Source organism: uncultured Odoribacter sp., from assembly GCF_937966165.1.
Lineage (GTDB): Bacteria > Bacteroidota > Bacteroidia > Bacteroidales > Marinifilaceae > Culturomica.
Genome location: NZ_CALCLB010000017.1, coordinates 87,753 through 105,429, shown reverse-complemented (window position 1 = coordinate 105,429; position 17,677 = coordinate 87,753). Strand labels below are relative to the sequence as shown.

The following is a 17,677-nucleotide window of genomic DNA, read 5'->3' as shown; positions in this document are numbered from 1 at the left end:
GATTATGAAAATATACAATATAATCGTTTTTTCCCTTCTGCTGTGTTGTACCGGGTGTTTGAAAGAGGAAAAAGAGAGTTTGCCGGTCCGGATTCAAATGATTTTTCCGGAGGAATTGCAGCAGGTAGATAAATCGGGTGTAAATGTGAAATTGTTTAATACGATAACCGGTTTGACTTATAATGTCGTGACGGATGCTTCCGGGGTGGCAGTCAGTAATGTAGAATACGGTTTTTACGAAGCAATTGCTCAGAAAAAATATCATGTAGGGAGCGAAGTCCGGGTGGTAAATGGCCGGATCGAGAATATGATACTGACTCCGGAAAATGGGGATAATAAGGATTTTTATTCGATGAATTTAATCTCGGCTGTTTTGCCTCAGCTGGTCATTAAAGAAATTTATTATGCCGGTTGCTTGGATGATATGGGGAATAATTACAATAAAGATACTTATATTTCTATTTACAATAATTCTTCAGAAGAGGCCAGTCTGGACAGTTTATGCATTGGTTGTGTCAATCCGCTTACGAGTGCCGGTAAAAGCACTTTTGTAAAAGAAGACGGTTCTTTGATGGATCAGTTGCCTTTGGCTTATCTGGCTTGGCAGGTTCCTTCCGGCTCGGCTAAAGTCCTGAAGCCGGGGGAGGAAGTAATCATAGCCATCAATGCTGTCAATCATGCACAGAGAGCCGGAAATTCCGTGAATTTAGCCGTAGCTGACTATGCTTTCTGGGATTCTGATTTGACAAAAGAAGAGGTTCCGGCTCCGGGAGTGGTACCCCTTTACAAATTTTGGAAAGAAGGGACCTCAACAGCTTTCAGTGTTTCTCAAACCGGCCCCGCTATGATTCTCTTTAAGATTAAGGGAACAAATGCGGCAGAATTTGCGGGTAATCCGGATAATTTAATGAAAGATCCTGCTAAACCCAATGTAAATACCCGCTACCTGATGATTCCTTCAGATTGGGTAGTTGACGGGGTGGAATGTGTTATCAGCCAGACACAGGCCAATAAACGATTGACGACCAATGTAGATGCCGGATTTATTTTTATAGAAAACCGGAATCAGGGATTGGCTGTCGTCCGGAAAGTGGAAAGCATTGAAGGAGGAAGGGTCGTTTATATGGACACAAATAATTCAAGTGAAGATTTTGAGATAAAATCGGCCAGCCTGAAACAATAAACCGAGGTCAGCAACTCATAAAATCAGATACATTATGAAAGTTAATAAAATATATATCCTTGTTTTAAGTCTGGTATTTACCGGAATTGCCGGAGTAAATGCACAGACAGGGGAATCGGAGAAATATGCATATCGTATGGAGCGTATCAGGACCGCTAACCCCTGGAATACTTCATATAATTCGGCTGGTTTGGTTTTTAACCGGAATGAAGATTTTTCACTTGTCCGTTTGGGTTATGACTATCAGAAAGGGAGTTACCGGAATGTGTTTGAACCTACTTCGGAAGGGCAGTTTAAACTGAATACAGAATCTTTCCGGAAAATAAAGAAAGTGTATTTCTACGGGAATTTCGATTTTGATTATTCTCACCGGCAGAATAAAGCTTGGGCAAGTGTGCTGGATCCGTACCGTACGCCTGTTTTTTTGGCGGACTCCACTCCTGGCAGACAGACTTTGGAACTTTACCGCGTAAACGGAGGTGTTGGATATGAATTGAATAAACATTTTGCAATCGGTGGACGGATGGATTTTGAAGTAGCCAATAACGCTAAAAAAAGAGATGCACGGAATAAGAATGTTTATATGTCTTTACAAATTGCTCCGGGAGTCATGTACCGGAGTAAATGGATGAATCTGGGGTTGAATTTTATCTATGGCAGGAGAACGGAAAAAGTAGATATCCGGATTTACGGAACCGGACAAAACCATGAGATTTTCGAATTTGACGGCCTGTGGTTTTATACTTCTGACGTGATTAAAGAATCCGGGACGATGGAAAGGGAGTACCGCGATAATATTTATGGAGGGGCTGCCCAATTGGAGTTATATGGGAAACGGTGGAGATTCTTTAATCAATTGGCTGTTACGAAAGGGAAAGAAGAGATATTCCGTAATAAAGCCGGAGATGACAGGGGAGGAGAGGTAGAGACCCTTGTTTATGACTACGACGGAGCTTTGCAAATCACAGGAGACAAGTATGACCATCGTTTGAAATGGGCTGCAGATTTTACAACAACTCTCCTTTTCGAGAATCTCCAGCGTTCTGTTATTATCGACCAATCGAGCCAGATTGTGCAGTACGGACGAAAAAATAAATCGGATATCGACGCAGTAAAAGCCGACGTGAGCTATACACTTTACCGGAATCGTACGGCTTATAACAGTTCCTGGAATCTGACCGCCGGAGGACGGGGGTATATACGGGAGAACAGATACCGAATGTTTCCTGTAGAATTTAAGCACGAGGTAAAAAGTCTGGAAGGTTATCTGGACTTTACTAAAAATTTCCTGTTTAAAAAAGGAATGCTGGATTGTGGAATCGGTGGGAGTTATGCGGAGGGCAGCGGTACTTTGCTGGACCGGAATAGGGTATCTCCGGAAGAACGGCCGGATATTGATTTATACAAACAACGAAAAGATTTGCTTTGGCAGGAATATGAGTTTTTGACATCCGATAAGTTTTCGCTGAATGCCCGCTTCAGGTATACATACTTTTTAAATAAGGAGAAGGGAATGAGTTTATATGCAGACGCCCGCTTAAATTATTTAAAAGTAATCAGCGGTATATATAAAAGTAGAGAACGGGCAGGTATACAGGCTGTTATAGGTCTGGCTTTTTAAATCAGTGTGCGCATCAATAAAAAGAAAATAAAAACATATTAATTAATTATCCTGATGAAAAAAATAAAAAATAATGTGTGGCGTCATGTGTTGCAATTGGGTGTAATTGCAATTATTGCTGGTTTTATCCTGAAAGTATTTTTGGGAGGTAGTCCGGCTGATGTGGAAGCTTATTGCCCCTTCGGAGGCTTACAGTCTTTAGCAACTTTTATTAGTTCAGATACATTGGCTTGCAGTATGTCAGTGGTACAGATTACAATGGGAATTGTACTGGCCCTGGCCGTAATGTTGTTCAGTAAGTTATTTTGTGGTTATGTTTGTCCTCTGGGGACGCTCACGGAATGGATGAACGAATGGCGTAAAAAAATGAAAATCGGATTTGTGGTGAAAACAGGTTCCGTAGGAGATAAACTATTGAGAGCGATCAAGTATATTTTATTGTTTGTCATTTTTTATATGACAATCACTTCCAGTGAGTTGTTTTGTAAAAACTTTGATCCCTATTACGCTTTTGCTACCGGTTTTAAAGGAGAACTGACTGCTTGGATGGCGGTAATCTCTGTTTTCGTTCTTTTCGCGGGGAATTTGTTTATCGGAATGTTCTGGTGTAAATATGTCTGTCCGTTAGGAGCGTTGAGTAATATTTTCAAGTTTACGCTTACCTTTATTGTTTTGGTAGCCTTGGCAGGAATTGCCGGATATGCCGGTCTGGTAATGAATTGGATTTGGATGCTGGGAGCTGCTGCCGTTATCTGTTATTTATACGAAATCATCTATTATAAGAGTAAGGCGTTTCCTTTGTTACGGATAACCCGAGATGAGGAAAAATGTAATAATTGCGGACTTTGTTCCAAACGTTGTCCGATGAGTATAGATGTAGCTCATTTAAAGACCGTCAAACATGTCGATTGTATGCTGTGCGGCGAATGTGTAGGTTCTTGCCATAATCAAGCTGTTCAGATTAACCGGAATCCCAGGTTCCGCTGGTTACCGGTTGTGTTGACTGTTGTTTTATTCTTCTTTGCTGTCTGGATGGGATCTCGCTGGGAATTACCTACAATATCGGAAAAATGGGGGGATGAAGCGAAATGGTCAAAATTAGAAATGTTTGAACGGGACGGCATGAAAACAGTGAAATGTTACGGAAGTTCTAAAGCTTTTGCTGCTAAAATGAAACAGGTTCCCGGCGTGTACGGGGTGACTACCTATGTCAATCGTTTTGCCGTTCAGGTATACTATAACCCGGAAGAAACAACTCAGGAGAAAGTAGAAAGAGCTATGTTTACCCCCACGAAAATGAAGCTGAAAGTTCCGGCTCCGGAAGTGGAAAAACTACAGGTAATAACCATTGGGGTAGAGAAATTGTTTGATAAGATGGACGTTACCTTCCTGTCTAATATTTTCCGTCAGAAAGAAGGATATTACGGGATTATTTCCCAATATGCCTGTCCGGTTCAGATTAAATTGTTTATAGATGCAAATAAACCGGTCGATAAAAAAGAGTTGAGGGAAATTGTAGAAACACATGAATTCGAGATGCTGTTACATGGAGGAGTGAAGAAAAAAGTAAGATGTGATTACGAATTTGTGTCTATGGATTCGAAAATAGATACGATTAGCCGGACAGAATTTTTGAATCTGATGTTTCCTAAAACGAAAACCACTTTTAAAGGAAATGTGGCTAAATATGATACAGATGTCGTAAAAGCGGTGTATGAAATGCCTTATGTAGGACTAGATAAACCATTAATTCAGAGAAGATTGCCTTATTTCGGCAGTTTTATTTCCACTTACGACGGGATTTTAGGTTATGAGACAGCTTTAAAAGGAGATATGCCTGTTATTCGGATTACTTATGTAAAAGGGGTATTAGACGACGGGAAAATCTGGGAAATACTTCAAAGTCCGAAATGGACTATTCATTATACGGATGGACGGGTGGAAGAAAAAGAGGCTCAATTGCCTTTTAAAACGCAGGGAAAAACAATAGAGTAAAAACAAGGTAAAATTGAAGGAATGAAAAGTATATTGAAACATTTAGTTGTTTTGTTGTTGTTGGGATGCCCTGCCGTAGTTCTGGCAGATGAGGGTATGTGGCTGATTAACCTGATGGAACAAATCAACTATCAGACGATGAAGGAAAAAGGCGTTCAGCTTTCTGCGGAAGAAATCTATAGTGAAACCCGGCCTTCTTTGAAAGATGCCATTGTCGCTTTGGATTATGGGAGCTGCACGGGGAGTATCATTTCCCGGAACGGATTGATGATTACCAATCACCATTGTGCTTACGATGACATCCAGAACATTAGTTCTATGGAACACGATTACTTAAAAAATGGATTTTGGGCAAAGAGTGCTGAGGAAGAAATTGTGATCCCCGGAAAAACTGTAATGTTTTTGCAAAAAGTGAAAGATGTTACTGAAGAATACCGTAAAGTGCTGGCAAAATATAATAAACCGGGAGAACATCAATCCTATTTTTCCCGGAGAGCAAGTGCCGAATTGGAGAAAAAGTATAAAGAGAAAGGTATTGAATTGTCCTGTGTACCTATGTTGAGAGGAGACCGGTATTATCTTTTCTACTATAAAGTGTATCCGGATGTACGTTTGGTAGGGGCTCCTTCTGCCAGGCTGGGTGCTTTTGGAGGAGATACGGATAATTGGTCCTGGCCGCAACACAAATGCGATTTTTCGCTATACCGCGTATATGCAGATAAAGACGGGAACCCTGCAAAGTATTCCAAAAATAATGTGCCTCTGCAGCCTAAGTATGTATTACCGGTATCTGTGGCTGGCTTGAAAGAAGGAGATTATGCCATGTTATTGGGATATCCCGGCTCGACGGCCCGTTACACTCCTTCTTTCGGGGTAGCTGAGAAAATTGATGTAACGGATCCGGCAATGGTAAAGGTGAGGGATGTCAAATTAGCTATTTTACGGGAAGCTATGCACGCGGATCCGGAGGTAAAATTACAGTATGCAGCTAAGTATTTCGGAAATAGTAATTATTGGAAATACGCCATAGGGGAAATGAAATATACCCGCCAATATGATGTTGTCGGATTGAAAACAGCGGAAGAAGCATTATTGACGGAGTGGATAAAAAGCGATCCGCAACGAATGGCAAAATATGGGAATTTAGTCGGGGAATTGCGGGAATGTTATGCTTTTCAGGCTCCCTATATTGCAGCGGATATTTACCACAAAGAAGCGATGATCAATGGTTCCGATATATTGCGTTTAGGGCTGCGGTTTAAAGCGGTTGAGGGGAGGATGAAAAAAGATAAATGCTGTAAAATGGAAAAAAATTGCGGCCAATGTCAGAATCTCCGGAAAGTGTGTGAGAACTATTTTAAGGATTATAATGAAAAGGTGGACCGGAAAGTTTTTGCTGCTACTTTACGTTTGTATATAGAAAATATGCATCCCGATTTTATAGCGGCAGAAATAGTGCAATTGGTGAAGAAATTTGGTTATAATTATGAGAAATTGACCGATTATGTCTATGAGCATTCTTTTCTGGCCAATAAGGAAAAACTGTTTTCCCAGTTGGACAAAGACCTCCGTTTAAAGGATATTGTTAAAGATCCGGCCTATATCATTATCCGTGCTGCTCAGGATAAAAATTATGAGTTGCGGGATTACCTGGAAAAGAACCGGCAGAAAATAGCAGAGTTGAGGACGAAATATACTGCAGCTTTATTAGAAATGAAGCGGGGAAAAGCTGTTTATCCGGATGCAAATTCTACCATGAGAATTACTTACGGAAATGTGGGTGGATATTCTTCAAAAGATGCCGTTTCCTATGCTTCTCATTCCACAATTGCCGGGTATCCTGAAAAATACGTAAAGGGGGATCCTGAATTTGATTTACCGGAAGATTTTCTGGAATTGGTGAAAAAAAGTGAATGGGGAAGATATGCCGGTGCGGACGGAAAATTATATACAGGATTTGTCACCAACCAGGATATTACAGGTGGTAATTCCGGCAGCCCGGTAATGAATGCCAAAGGAGAATTGGTGGGTCTGGCTTACGACGGGAACTGGGAGTCTATGGCAGGGGATTTGTATTTTCATCCGGAATACAACAAATGTGTATGCGTCGATATCCGTTTTGTGTTATGGGTAGTGGACCGTTATGCAGGAGCTAAACGGTTAATTGAAGAAATGAATATTCAGGAATAAATGATTAACAACTAAATAACTTTACTATGAAAAGAGCCATTTACTACGGCATCATACTGGCGGCTTTTTCGGTTCTCTTCTATTGTTGTGACGAAGAAGATGAAACGGCTTCTCCAGTGTTGAATCTTTCGGAGTCTTTTAAAGAATTGGACTTTCAAAAGAGTGTATTCGAAGTGGATCTGATGTCAAATACAAAATGGGAATTGGTAAATAAATCCTTGTGGATAAGTGCTGTTCCCGGGAGTGGTGACGGAGATACTAAGTTGACTTTTAGTATTGCAGCGAATGAGAATAATGAACGGAAAGATTCTGTTTATTATGAAGTGATTACAGGTATTGAAAAAGTAAGAAAATACTTTGTGGTTTCTCAGAAAGGTACACCTGCAGAGATTGAGATCAGTCCTTCTGGAGAAAAGAGTGTCGGTGAAAACGGGGAGGAATTTGAAGTGAAGGTATATACTAACAAAGACTGGACAGTAACTCCTTCTTCTGCCGATGAAAGTTGGATGAGTTTGAGCCGTACAGAAGGAAGCCGGGGAGATTCCATTGTAGTGGTAACGGTAAATTCCAATGAAGGAGATGCACGTACGGCTACTTTGACATTTCAGGCGGGAGTTGCAGTCGTTGAATTGATTGTGAAGCAGGAAGAGAATTCTTGTAAGGCCGAGTTTGTTTATGAGGGAGAAGTATATAGAAATGTCAAAATGAAAGACGGAAGATGCTGGATGGCAGAGAACCTCAGGTATGTACCGGCAGGTATGACTGTCTCTGACGACCCTGCTGATGACACCGGTATTTGGTATGCAAAGATGGAAAATAATGCGGATTCGGTGAAAGCTTACGGATATTTGTATAACTGGCCGACTGTTTTGGGAGGTGAAAACGCAACTGAAAAAGCGAGGGGAATTTGTCCTCCGGGGTATCATATCCCTTCCCAGGAAGAGTGGAATGCACTTTTAGAACCTTATAAACGGGAGGATGATAAAGTTTATCTGGAAGACCTGGAAGCTGACGGGTTCCAGTGTACTGTAGGCGGACAGCGAATGTTTAATGGCAAATTCACAGGCGTTCTTGGCTATATGTGGTCGTCTACCGATGCCAGTTCTGCTACCGTTTCTCAAAATAAAGGTTTGATGTTGAGCCCGGTACTGAAAACGGCTAGCGTTGCGAATGCCCGTTGGACGGTGGGGATTGGCTTGCGTTGTGTAAAGGACGAATAACGGGAGTGGGGAAAGCCTTTTTCAGGCTTCTGTGAGAGAATAAAAGAGCAAGGGGTTCCGGAGATTTATTTTTCGGGTACCCCTTTATGTTTTGTTTTAATGTTTGTTTAATTTTAAGCTATTGTAGCTTATTGTCAGACCTGCCTGTTAAGGGAAAAGTTTTATGGGATGAAAATCTGCCTGTTTTAAAATATCCTTACAATTACTGCTTGCCCTCAACGTAATAAAAAATGCATTTTACGGTTTGTTGTTCAATTCCTGTTGTCAGGCCGGCGTCCCGTTTGCCGGTTTTGGGCTTTTTGTAAAGGAAAGTCCGGTTGGAGGATTTGTGCTCCTTCTTTCGGCTGTCAGGTAGATAAAAATTTCTCCCTACAGTGTTGGGAAAGGAAATTTGTCTTCTAAAATGAAAAGAAAAGTATCTCCAGTAATACGGCGGTTCGCTGGTATTAAATTTATATTTGACCCAAGAAAGAAGAGGACCATAAGATCGATTTGTATAGCTGCCTGATTTTTAAAAATAAGGTAGTATGTATTTTTCTGGAGAAGAAACAGCTAATTTTTCTATGTTATATTTATTTGCTGTTTGCAGTCGGGCATAATTTATTTCCGTCTCCCTGTTCTATTTCTTTTGGATGGAAAAATCCGTTTTCAGCCTGCAGACTTCATCAGACTTTTATCTGTTAAGGCTGCCGGGAGCCATAATACCTGTGTCGATTTCTGCCTGTACGGCGAAATTACTGTATAATTTTTAGAAGAGGAAACGGTTTGACAATAATCAGTAACTTTCAGTTAAAAGTCAGGAGATGAGACTGCTTTTACACATCCTAATGTAAAGAATGAAGTTGGATAGTGTAAAGGTATGGATTAAAAATATATCTTTTACAGATTAATCTATTTGTTGTATAATTACAGGATTGGGAATATCTTCGTCCTCGTCTATAATTGTAGCTGCCAACAGCCACCATAACAGCAAAACAGATAAAAGGACAGCGGCGATAATTGTCCATATTTTTTGGGTTCTCTTTTTCATTTTTTATGTTGTTTTCAACATATACGCAAATCCGTAATAAAGAGTTAAGGGAAAAAAGAAAGAATCTGTTCTTGGAAAGTTCAGGTCAAAAAGGGTTGTTTCGATAGAATAATATCTAAAAAAAGAATAAAATTTGAGTTAGGAGGCATATTTATTTAGAAAAATTGTATTTTTATGATTAAAATAAACCAACTTTGCCGGATAATTTTGTTTTGAGCAGTTGAACAGGAAGGGAAGGAATTGTCTTATAAAATCATAAATACTTTGTCGGGCTTTTATTAAGTAAAATCTGGGATGGATGCTAAGGATGATATACTTTGCTTGATTAAAGGAGATGCTAAAGCCTTTGAGCGGATTTTCCGTTGTTATTCCCGGGCCATGTTTTTTATTGCAATGGGTTTGGTGAATGACCGGGATATAGCAGAAGATGCCGTACAGGAAAGTTTTGTGTATTTATGGAATCATCGCAGGCAAATAAATCCGGCTTATGACATTCAGTACTATCTGAAACAGTCAGTCCGGAATTATATTTTCAATTATTTCCGGCACCAGCATATTGAACAAAAACATGCTGAGAATTTAAACCGGGAACAGCAATTTTGGGGGGAATATTCACCGGAGGATTTCTCAGAACGGGTGGAGCAAGTCAAAAAAGTAATTCTCTCTTTACCTGAAAATTGCCGTAAAATATTCGTTATGTCTGTGGTGGAGGGGATGAGTTATTCGGATACGGCCTCGGCTTTGGACGTTTCTGTAAATACCGTAAAGACACAAGTAAAAATTGCTTACCGTAAGTTAAAAACTTCTTTTCAGGAATGTTCTCTGGATGAGATAGTTCCTCTTCTTTTTATCGTAATATCGAAATTTTTTTTATAAATTTTTCACCCTTTTTACCTTATTATGTTCATTATATATGATTTTTTCGATGAATAAGGGGAATTGTAAATTCCAACATGAAAAAGATGAAAGGATTATTTCAACAAATATGGCAATTTTTACAAGGTGAAAAGGAGGATTTGAAAGCCGATCCTGAAATCCGCGGAGCTCTGGAGCGTATGGCTCAGGTGACTCAGACGCCTGAGCCGGATTTTGAGCGGATGTGGGGAAGGGTTAAAAGGGCAACTATCGGAAAAAAAGAGAGGAGAATCCGGTTTTTTCAGGGGGTGGCGGCAGTATTATTACCGGTACTTATTCTTTCTGCAACTGTTTATTTTTATCGTTCAAAATATCTGTCTCCGCAGAAAGTTGTCAAGGTAGAAAAAAGAGTAGAAAATGATGCTGCAGTTCGTTTGACACTTGCAGATGGTAAAGTAATCCGGGTACATAAGGATTCGGTTGTCAATCTGGTGATAAACGAGGACGTGGCTATCCGGCACAAGTCTGTATCTACCCTGTCTTATGAAGTAAAATCGTCAGTTTCTCATCAACTGGAATATAACGTTTTAGAAATGCCTGTTGGAAGTAGTTATCAATTGACACTTTCTGACGGCAGTATAGTATACCTGAATTCCTGTAGCAAATTGAAGTATCCCGTAGCCTTTGTTGGAGATGAACGCCGGGTATTTTTGGAAGGAGAAGCTTACTTTGAAGTGAGGAGTGATCAGCGGCACCCTTTCCGGGTGGTGGTTGGAAATGTGGAAGTAGAAGCGGTAGGAACCCGTTTTAATATTAATGCTTATCCGGAAAAGAAAGGTGTGGAGACAACTTTAGTAAGAGGAAAAGTCAATGTAGAAGATGGAAATCAGAAAATAAGGCTTTTGCCGGGACAGCAAGCTTGTTGTTCTGAACAAAAAATACAGGTAAAGGAGGTAGATTACAGGGATTTTATCGGTTGGAAGAATGGAAAGTTTATTTTTAAAAAGATGTCCCTGGAGAATATTATGATTCAGATGGAGCGTTGGTATGGTTTAACGGTATTTTTCCGGAATCGGGAAGCTCAGCAATATACTTTTACAGGAATGATCGACCGGAATTTAACTCCTGAGGAAACTTTCCGGACCATAGAAAAGACAGTGGACGTAAGCTTTAGACTGAATGGCAAGACAGTAATCATAGAATAAAACTGAATAATAATAAAAAGAAACCGGTGATTGGTGCGAACAATCACCGGTAGATAACCGCCTGTTGTTTTTTGGAAGAGGACAACAGGTAATGTTGGATCTTAATTACAAATTTATGAAAAAAAAGCAATTAATTGCTATCCCCCGGGGGCAATTACTGAAAAAGACATTGCGTATTATGAGATTAACGCTGATTTTGATGTTGGCATTCATTTTCGACGTGAATGCATTGGGTTTTTCACAAGTGGTACGGGTTTCTGTCAATTGCCAGAACGAGTTGCTCAGTAAAGTCTTTAAAGACTTGGAAAATCAGACAAATTATTATTTTTTCTTTAACGACAAAAGTGTAAATACCGATCAGAGGGTCACTCTCTCTATTCAGGAAGAGGAATTGGACAAGGCGCTGAAAAAAATTATCGGTAACGGATATCAGTATGAGATTTCCAATAATCTGATTATTATTACAAAGTCTAAAGCTGTGGAACAGCTTATGGCAGAAGTAGAAAAAAAGCAATTGACTGGGGTGGTGAAGGATTCAAAAGGGGAACCGTTACCCGGTGTAAGTGTTGTCATAAAAGGTACAACGACCGGCACTGCTACCGATTTAGACGGGAAATTTGCGATTGATAGTCCTACTAATAAACCGGCCGTGCTGGTATTTTCATTTGTCGGCATGAAAAGTCAGGAGCTGACAGCAAGTCCGGATAAACCCCTGACGGTTGTGCTGGAAGACGATGCTCTGGTACTGGAGGATGTGGTGGTAACCGGATACCGGAGTATCAGTAAGACTACTTTTACCGGTTCTTCTACGAAGTTGCAGCAAGAGGATATCGCCCAAAAAGGAATTGTGGACGTCAGCCGCATGCTGGAAGGACAAGTGGCAGGTGTGAGCATACAAAACGTTTCCGGGACTTTCGGAGCTGCTCCGAAGGTAAGAGTACGCGGTGCGACCTCTTTGTCCGGAGAAAATAAGCCGCTATGGGTAATTGACGGAGTGGTACATGAAGATATTGTCAGTGTGAGTAATGACGAACTGACCAGTGGTGACCCGACTACGCTTTTGGGGTCTGCTGTGGCTGGTCTGAATGCTAATGATATTGAAAGTATCGATATTTTGAAAGATGCTGCAGCTACTGCTCTTTATGGGGCACGGGCGATGAACGGGGTGGTTGTGGTGTCGACTAAAAAAGGAACGGAAGGTCGTCCCATTGTAAGGTATTCCGGGAATTTTACAGTTCAATTGAGGCCTTCTTATGCAGATTACGATATTCTGAATTCGGGAGACCAAATGTCAATTTATGCTGAACTGGAGAGAAAGGGATTTCTGAATTCTGATCTGGTAAATGATCAGAACTCCGGTATTTATGGGAAAATGTATAAGTTGATTAATACTTATGATCCCGAAACCGGTAAATTCGGATTACCGAATACTGTAGAATCCCGCCGTCAGTTTTTACGCCGTTATGCAAATTCAAATACAGACTGGTTTAAGATTTTATTCCGGAATTCTTTACAACAGGAACATTCTATCAGTATTTCCGGAGGTAATCAGAGAAGCCGTACATACGGTTCTTTGAGTTTCCTGAACGATGAAGGCTGGAGCATCGGAACAAAAGTACGCCGTTATACCGCCAATATCCGCAATGATCTGAAACTGGCTGAAAATTTGAATCTGGGACTTCAGGTAATCGGTTCGGTCCGGGATCAGAAAGCACCCGGAGCTTTGTCAAGGAGGAGTAATACAGTAGAAGGAACTTACGACCGGGATTTTGATATAAATCCTTTCAGTTATGCTTTGAATACCAGCCGGGCAATGACTTGTTACGATGAAGAAGGGAATCTGGAGTTTTTTACCCGTAATTATGCCCCTTTTAATATCATTCACGAATTGAGGAATAATTCAATTCATTTGAAAATGGTAGATGTAAAAGCCCAGGTTGATTTGGGCTGGGAGATTGTAAAAGGACTCCGCTATGAATTTACGGGTGCTGTCCGCTATGTAAAATCCGACCGGGAGCATATGATCAAGGAGAAATCCAATATGGCAGAGGCTTACCGGGCCGATTACAATTCCACCATCCGGAAGAAAAATAAATTTCTCTATAAAGACAAAGAACATCCGGAAGCAGAACCTGTTTCCGTGTTGCCCTATGGCGGCTTTTACAATCGTACAGAGGATCAGCTGACCAGTTATGATGTCAGAAACTCCTTAAAATTTAATAAAAAAATCGGGCTTCATGAATTGAATATGATCGGAGGTATACAGGTGAAATATGCCGACCGTCAGGCTTTTAATAATACAGGATATGGTTATCAGTATGAAGAAGGAGGGAACGTAACCGTAGACTACCGGATTATGAAAATGATGATCGAAAGTAATTTCCCTTATTATGGAATGGGTACCACACGTGACCGTTTTGTCGCCTTTTACTATAATGCGGATTACGGATATGACGCCCGCTATATTTTCTCCGGTACGGTCCGCTATGATGGAACCAATGCTTTGGGAAAAAGCCGGACGGCCCGCTGGTTGCCTACCTGGAACGTCAGTGGAAAATGGAATATCAGTAATGAACATTTTATGGAACCGGTAAAATGGGTGGATCAATTGTCTTTGAGGGCCTCTTACGGTTTGACGGCTTCTATGAATAATTCCGCTTCCGCTTCCGCAAAATTTATCAATGGAAATACCAATCGTCCCAGTGCAGGGGATCAGGAATCTGTAATTAACCTGGATGCTTTGGAAAATGCCGATCTGACCTGGGAAAAAGGACATGTATTAAATCTAGGAATTGATCTGGGATTGTTTAACCGGAGGCTGGATGTGATTTTTGATTACTGGAGAAGGAATAGTTTCGACCTGATCGCAACGATGAAAACTTCTGGGATCGGAGGTATGATTAATAAAAAAGCAAATTATGCCGATATGGAATCCCGGGGATTCGATATTGCCATTGGTATTACGCCGATCCGGACAAAAGATTGGGGTTGGAAATCCAATTTTACTTTAGGATATACAAAAACCAAGATTACCAATTCCAAGAATTTACCCTCTATCAACAGTATGGTACGTTCTACCGGAGGAAATTTGGAAGGTTATCCGGTAAACAGTCTGTTTTCTGTTCAATTCTGTGGATTGACTCCGGATACTGGAGTACCTTTGATTTTAGATCAAAACGGAGAAATAGCTAAAACCATCGATTTCCAGAGCACGAAATTGAAATATTTGAAATATGAAGGACCGGTAGATCCTACTTATACCGGAGGATGGTCGAATACTTTCCGTTGGAAGGATTTGTCCGTTAATGTGTTCTTAACTTTCCAGGCCGGAAATAAGGTTCGTTTGGACGGACAGTTTAAGAAAGAATATACGGAACTGGATGCCATGTCGAAAGTGTTTAAAGACCGGTGGATGCAACCGGGTGATGAAAAATATACGAATGTTCCTTCTATTCCGGATGCGATAACTGTTTCCAATTTGTCGAGTATGTATGCTTATAGCGCATATAATTATACAAGCCTTCGGGTGGCAAAAGGGGATTTTATCCGCTTAAAGACCATCTCCCTGACTTACAGATTACCCAAATATATTTTGGAAAAGACAAAAATATTGAGTGAGATGTCCCTTACGGTGGCCGGAACGAATTTGTGGTTGATTTATGCCGATAAAAAATTCAATGGTCAGGATCCGGAATTTTACAATACCGGTGGAGTGGCCCAACCTCTTGCCCGTCAGTTTACCGTGGCTTTGAATATCGGTTTTTAAAGAAATGCCTTACAATGAAAAAGAATAAAATTGAAATGCATTTAAAAGATGGAATTATGAATAAATATATCAGAAATATCATTGCCGGCGGACTTATTTTATTGACCGGTTGTAATAATTTTTTGGATGAGGTGCCGGACGACAGAACTGAAATCGACTCGACATCCAAGCTGGCTAAATTGGTCGCTGATGCATATCCCAAAGCTTCTTATGCAGCAACTTTGAATTCAAGAGTGGATTTTGTAACCGATAAAGGTGCCGGTAATAAAGAATACGCTTCTAATACAGATCCTTTTTTCTGGCGGGATGTAACTGACGATACACAGGATACTCCCACTTATCTGTGGCAAAAGTTTTATTTCAGTATTGCGGAAGTAAATCATGCCTTAAAAGCTGCTGAAAAGATGGGGATGCCCAAAGAACAACTTCCTTATGTAGCTGAGGCGAAGATGATACGGGCTTTTTCTCATTTTATACTGGTTTCTCTGTACGCTCAGTTCTATGAACTGGGAGGAGCAAACAATGCTCCGGGTATTCCTTATGTAACGGAACCGGAAACCGTTGCTGTAGCCCATTATGACCGGGAGACGGTGGCTAAGACGTATGAGAAAATCGAACAGGATATTCTTGAATCGATTGATAAAATCGGTGCGGATGCCACTTATTCAGTGCCTCGGTATCATTTTACACAAGCTGCAGCTCACGCTTTTGCCAGTCGGTTTTATCTGTATAAAGGGGATTGGAATAATGTGATTTCTCATGCAAATAAAGTGTTTCCGAGGCCGGTAGAGTTTATCGGAGAAGAGGGAGTGAAAAATGTGGCCGCAACAGATCAGGCAGCCTTATACGCTAAGAATAATTTTCAGCCCTGGCTGACTACTTATGGAGCAGCTTCCGGTTCTGAAGAAATTAAAATCGCTTACGGTTCTTCCAGCAACACCTCCAATCTTTTACTGACAGAAATGGTATCCCGGATGTCCCGTTATGCCAATACCTGGAGATACGGAACCACTACCGATGACCTGGGAGTCACTTTGGATAAAAATGCTGCCAATGTTACAGGAGGGAGCTGGGCTTACCGGACCTATCATAAAGATGAAAATTATTATGTCCCGAAATTTTATGAATTGTTTATCAAGACTGATATCAATGCGAGCTCAGGAAAAATCTATACGATATTTCCTACTTTCCGGAATGAGGAGGTTTTGCTGAACCGGGCCGAGGCTTATGCAATGCTGGATAATTACGAAGCAGCGATCGCAGACTTGAATGTATTTTGCCGTCAGCGGATTTTGAATTATAAGGAAGATTTACATGTGATTACAGAGGCTGCCTTAATTAAGTATTACGCAACGACCCTCCAGAATGAAGAACATTTTATGAAAAAATACAATGCTTACGGTTCTGCTTCCTGGTCGGATTTAAAGAAATCCCTGATTTTATGTATACTCGATTTCCGCCGGAATGAATTTATGTGGGAAGGACTTCGGTACTGGGATTTGGTCAGGTATAAAATACCGGTAACGCATCGGACAAATACAGGAGAAGAAAATACGCTTTACCCGGGAGATGACCGCTGGGTACTGGAAATCCCTGAAACGGCTGTGTTGTCGGGAGTTGAACTGAATCCCCGGGAAAATTTGCTCAGTAAAAAATGGTAAACCTCATTCAATTTAATATCGGAATTATGAAAAAACTAAAATATTTAATATGCCTCGCTCTGCTTTGGACAGTTTGGGGATGCTCCGAGGAAAAATTTACCCCCGATCAGTATTTGCATGGATTGGGAGGAGATGACTATGCTCCGAACGAAATAGATGAGTGGATTATGGAGAATTTTACGGTTCCTTATAATATGGAAGTAAAATACAGATGGGATCAATCGGAATTAGACTTAAATAAAACTTTAGTACCGGTAAAGGAAGAAGTCGTGATCCCGGTCATGCAAATTGTAAAGCATGTTTGGATAGAACCTTATGAAGTTTTATCAGGGGTTGATTTTATCCGCTTGTATTCTCCCAAAAAGTATGTATTGGTGGGAAGTCCTATGTATAATTCTGACGGAACAATTACGGTGGGTCAAGCCGAAGGAGGAAGAAAGATTACCCTTTTCCGTTTAAACAGGTTTACACCGACAGATAAAGAGCTGATTCAGGAAATTATGAAGACAGTACACCATGAATTTGTACATACCTTGCATCAGACGATTATGTACCCGGAAGAATTTAAACAGATAACCCCTGCCGGATATACTTCTTCCTGGAATAATGTAGACGAAGAAGAAGCGTTGGGCCTGGGATTTGTCAGCCGCTATGCTTGTAGTGAGGCCGATGAAGATTTTGCCGAAATGATTTCCCGTATTGCCGTATACGGCAAGGACTGGTGGGAAGAGAGAATCACTAAGGCCCATGAAATGTATGTCAGCGCTTCCCCCGGTCAATATGCTTATGATCCTGCTGAGGCAATGAGACAAAAGGAAACAATTGTTATTAATTATTTGAAAAATATCTGGGGGATCGATTTTTATGATCATGATGGGGAAAAAGGATTGGTGACGTTGGTACAGGAAGCTTTGAACCGGGTGTTAAATGAAGAGTATGAATTGTAAATTC

Annotated in this window: 11 protein-coding genes; 10 read left to right on the top strand and 1 reads right to left on the bottom strand. The window is 40.7% G+C overall.

The features are described 5' to 3' along the window. Positions 1-4 precede the first annotated feature (4 nt). Genes Q0465_RS08430 through Q0465_RS08410 form a run of 5 tightly spaced genes read left to right on the top strand, consistent with a single transcriptional unit; the run spans position 5 to position 8,209 of the window. Complete coding sequence (locus Q0465_RS08430; protein WP_298615032.1) at positions 5-1,183, top strand: DUF4876 domain-containing protein; 1,179 nt, start codon at positions 5-7, stop codon at positions 1,181-1,183. Between the two features lie 34 nt (positions 1,184-1,217). Further along, a complete protein-coding gene (locus tag Q0465_RS08425; protein ID WP_298615030.1) occupies positions 1,218-2,804 on the top strand; it encodes a DUF6850 family outer membrane beta-barrel protein in 1,587 nt (528 codons plus the stop codon). Between the two features lie 54 nt (positions 2,805-2,858). Next, positions 2,859-4,799: a 4Fe-4S binding protein gene (locus Q0465_RS08420; RefSeq protein WP_298615028.1), complete on the top strand. Its 1,941-nt coding sequence runs from the start codon at positions 2,859-2,861 to the stop codon at positions 4,797-4,799. Positions 4,800-4,820: 21 nt separating this feature from the next. After that, entirely contained in the window at positions 4,821-6,989 is a 2,169-nt protein-coding gene (locus tag Q0465_RS08415; protein WP_298615026.1) for a S46 family peptidase, read from the top strand. A 26-nt stretch (positions 6,990-7,015) separates the two neighbouring features. Beyond that, entirely contained in the window at positions 7,016-8,209 is a 1,194-nt protein-coding gene (locus Q0465_RS08410) for an FISUMP domain-containing protein (protein WP_298615024.1), read from the top strand. An 886-nt stretch (positions 8,210-9,095) separates the two neighbouring features. Here the strand turns inward: Q0465_RS08410 and Q0465_RS08405 are convergent. Then, entirely contained in the window at positions 9,096-9,239 is a 144-nt protein-coding gene (locus Q0465_RS08405) for a hypothetical protein (RefSeq protein ID WP_298615021.1), read from the bottom strand. A gap of 294 nt (positions 9,240-9,533) precedes the next feature. Here Q0465_RS08405 and Q0465_RS08400 point away from each other — a divergent pair, with 294 nt between their 5' ends. From Q0465_RS08400 to Q0465_RS08380, 5 genes are all read left to right on the top strand, one after another. Beyond that, on the top strand, positions 9,534-10,115 hold the full coding sequence (locus Q0465_RS08400; RefSeq protein WP_298615019.1) for an RNA polymerase sigma-70 factor: 582 nt from the start codon (positions 9,534-9,536) through the stop codon (positions 10,113-10,115). Between the two features lie 86 nt (positions 10,116-10,201). Then, entirely contained in the window at positions 10,202-11,299 is a 1,098-nt protein-coding gene (locus Q0465_RS08395) for a FecR family protein (protein ID WP_298615017.1), read from the top strand. Positions 11,300-11,414: 115 nt separating this feature from the next. Then, positions 11,415-15,065 carry a SusC/RagA family TonB-linked outer membrane protein gene (locus tag Q0465_RS08390; RefSeq protein ID WP_298615014.1) on the top strand — a complete coding sequence of 1,217 codons (3,651 nt, stop codon included), beginning with the start codon at positions 11,415-11,417 and terminating at the stop codon, positions 15,063-15,065. Positions 15,066-15,079: 14 nt separating this feature from the next. Further along, positions 15,080-16,726: a RagB/SusD family nutrient uptake outer membrane protein gene (locus Q0465_RS08385; protein WP_298615011.1), complete on the top strand. Its 1,647-nt coding sequence runs from the start codon at positions 15,080-15,082 to the stop codon at positions 16,724-16,726. A 26-nt stretch (positions 16,727-16,752) separates the two neighbouring features. Further along, a complete protein-coding gene (locus tag Q0465_RS08380; protein ID WP_298615008.1) occupies positions 16,753-17,673 on the top strand; it encodes a putative zinc-binding metallopeptidase in 921 nt (306 codons plus the stop codon). Positions 17,674-17,677: the final 4 nt, after the last annotated feature.